The sequence below is a fragment of the Streptacidiphilus sp. ASG 303 genome, assembly GCF_020991365.1.
Taxonomy (GTDB): domain Bacteria; phylum Actinomycetota; class Actinomycetes; order Streptomycetales; family Streptomycetaceae; genus Peterkaempfera.
Genome location: NZ_JAJLRA010000066.1, coordinates 1 through 3,183 on the forward strand (window position 1 = coordinate 1; position 3,183 = coordinate 3,183).

The following is a 3,183-nucleotide window of genomic DNA, read 5'->3' on the forward strand; positions in this document are numbered from 1 at the left end:
TCGAGCTGAGCACCGACGACATCCAGCGCATCGTGGAGCGCGTGCCCGGCGGGGCCGCGAACATCGCGGACCTCTACCCGCTCGCCCCCCTGCAGGAGGGCATCTTCTTCCACCACCTCCTGGAGGCGGGCCGCCAGGACGTCTACATCCAGCCCACCGTGCTGCGCTTCGACTCCCGGGAGAGGCTGGAGACCTTCACCGAGGCACTGCAGCACGTGGTGGACCGGCACGACATCCTGCGCACCGCCATCGTCTGGCAGGACCTGCCCGAACCCGTCCAGGTCGTCCTGCGCGAAGCCCCCATCCCGGTCGTGGACATGAACGCCGAGACGGCCGCTGTGCCGCTTCCCGCTCCCGGCATCGTCGAAAGACTGCTGGAGATCTGTCCGGCGATCATGGACATCGGCCGGGCCCCGCTGATCCGCATGTACACCGCGCAGGAGCCAGGCACCGGGGTCTGGCACGCGCTGCTCCAGGTCCACCACCTCGTCCTCGACCACACCACTCTTGAGATCCTCATGGGGGAGATCCGGGCGTTCCTGACCGGGCGGGAGGCGGCCCTGCCCGCGCCGCTGCCGTTCCGCGACTTCACCGCCCAGGCCCGGCTCGGCATTCCGGCCGAGGAGCACCGGCGGTTCTTCGCCGCGCTGCTGGGTGATGTCACCGAGGCGACCGCGCCGTACGACCTGGTCGACGTCCGCGGCGACGGCACCGGCATCAACGAGCACAGGCTCACCCTCGACGCTGACCTTGCCGCACGCCTGCGCGCCCGCGCCCGCGACGCGGGCGTGAGCCCGGCCACCGTCTTCCACCTCGCCTGGGCACGCGTCCTGACCGTCCTCACCGGCCGCGACGACGTCGTCTTCGGCACCGTCCTCCTCGGCCGCATGAACGCCGGCGCCGGCGCGGACCGCGTCCCCGGCCTGTTCATGAACACCCTGCCCGTCCGCGCACGCCTGGAGCGCGCCACCGTCGGCGGCGCACTGCGCTCGATGCACCGCGACCTCGCCGACCTCCTCGCCCACGAGCACGCCCCCCTGTCCGCAGCGCAGCAGGCCAGCGGACTGAACGGCACGCCCCTGTTCACCACCCTCCTCAACTACCGCTACACCCAGGAAACCGGTGCCGCGGAAGCCAACGCTCTCGAAGGCGTTGAGTCCGTCTGGGGTCAGGAGCGGACCAACTACCCGCTGTCCGTGCACGTCGACGACACCTTCGACGGGTTCCGCCTCACCGTCCAGACCGCGCCCTCCGTCGACCCGACAACTCTCGCCGAGCGGCTGAAGACGGTGGTCGAGGGCATAGTCGACGCGCTTGGGACCGTGGCGGACGCCCCGCTGCACACGCTCACCGCCCTCGACCCGGCCGAACGCCACCAGGTCCTCACCGCCTGGAACGACACCGCGCGCGAGGTCCCCGCGGGCACGGTCGTGGACCTCTTCCAGGCCCAGGCCGCCCGCACCCCCCACCACACCGCCGTCATCGACCCCGATGGCACCGAGACTACCTACGCAGAACTCAACCAGCGCGCCAACCGCCTGGCCCGGCTGCTGACCGAGCATGGCGCCGGACCCGAGCACCGCGTCGGCATCCTTATGCCCCGCTCGACCGGAATGGTCGAAGCGCTGCTGGCCGTCCTCAAAAGCGGCGCCGCCTACGTGCCCCTCGACCCGGAACTGCCCGCCGAGCGCATCGCCTACATGCTCGACGACGCCCGACCCGCGATCCTGCTCACCGGCGAGGACGCCCAGGCACCGGAGTCCACCGCCGTGGCGCGGACGATCGCGGTGGACGCCGAAGCAACCGTGGCGCGACTGGCCGAACTGCCCTCCGACAACCCGGCCGCCGAAACCCGCCCGGCACCCTCGCACCCGGCCTACGTGATCTACACCTCCGGTTCGACCGGCCGCCCCAAGGGCGTCGTCGTTCCGCACGGAGCGCTTGTCAACTTCCTGAGCGCACTGGGCGAGCACATTGAGTTGACCCCGGCCGACCGTCTCGTTGCCGTGACCACCACGGCGTTCGACATCCACGCCCTCGAGATCTACACGCCTCTGCTGTCGGGCGCCGGCGTGGTCGTCGCTGACCGGCCGACGGTCCGGGACCCCGAAGCCCTGGCGGCACTAATTGCCCGCTCGGGCGCGACAGTCATGCAGGCGACCCCCGCCCTCTGGCAGGGCCTGGTCACCGGTACCCCGGCAGCCGTACACGGCATGCGTGTACTGGTCGGAGGCGAGGCGCTTCCCGCCCCGCTGGCCGAGCGACTGACTGCGCTCGCGTCGTCCGTCACCAACCTGTACGGCCCGACCGAGACAACCGTCTGGTCGACTCTCGCCCAGCTGAGCAACGCCTCCAGGCACAGCGTGCCGCCGATCGGAACGCCGATAGCCAACACCAGGGTATATGTCCTGGACGGTGCTCTGGAGCCGGTGCCGGTGGGTGTTGCGGGTGAGCTGTATCTGGCGGGCGCGGGTCTGGCTCGGGGTTATCTGAACCGCCCCGCCCTGACCGTCGAACGGTTCGTCGCCGACCCCCATGGTCCGGCGGGTTCGCGGATGTACCGCACGGGCGATCTGGCCCGCTGGAACCAGGACGGCGTCCTGGAATACCTGGGCCGTACCGACGACCAGGTCAAGCTGCGGGGCTTCCGCATCGAGCTGGGTGAGGTGCAGTCCGCGATCGCCGGATGTCCGGGGGTGGCCCAGGCCGCGGTCCTGGTCCGCGAGGACCGGCCCGGCGACCAGCGCCTGACCGCCTACGTCGTCCCCACCGGCGATGCCACGGACATGGACACCAGCCGGCTCGTGGCCGACGTACGCGCCCACACGGCTTCCACGCTGCCGGAGTACATGGTCCCCTCCGCGGTGGTGGTGATGGGCGCCTTGCCGGTCACGGTCAACGGCAAGCTCGACCGTCGTGCCCTGCCCGTCCCGGAGCTGCCGGTCGCGGGTGCGGGCCGTGAGCCGGCCGACGAGCGGGAGGCGCAGTTGTGCGTCCTGTTCGCCGAGGTGCTCGGTGTCCCCGAGGTCGGCGTCGAGGACAACTTCTTCGACCTGGGCGGCCACTCCCTGCTCGCCACCCGCCTCATCAACCGCATCCGCACCGTCCTCGGCAGCGAGATCCCCCTGCGGACCGTCTTCGACGCCCCCTCCCCGGCGGGCATCGCGACCGTGCTGGCGGACA

At 71.2% G+C, this 3,183-nt stretch carries 1 protein-coding gene; it reads left to right on the top strand.

Features of this window, described 5'->3' with window-relative positions:
- On the top strand, positions 1–3,183 hold a 3,183-nt coding region (locus tag LO771_RS29905), incomplete at both ends, for a non-ribosomal peptide synthetase (RefSeq protein ID WP_230748278.1).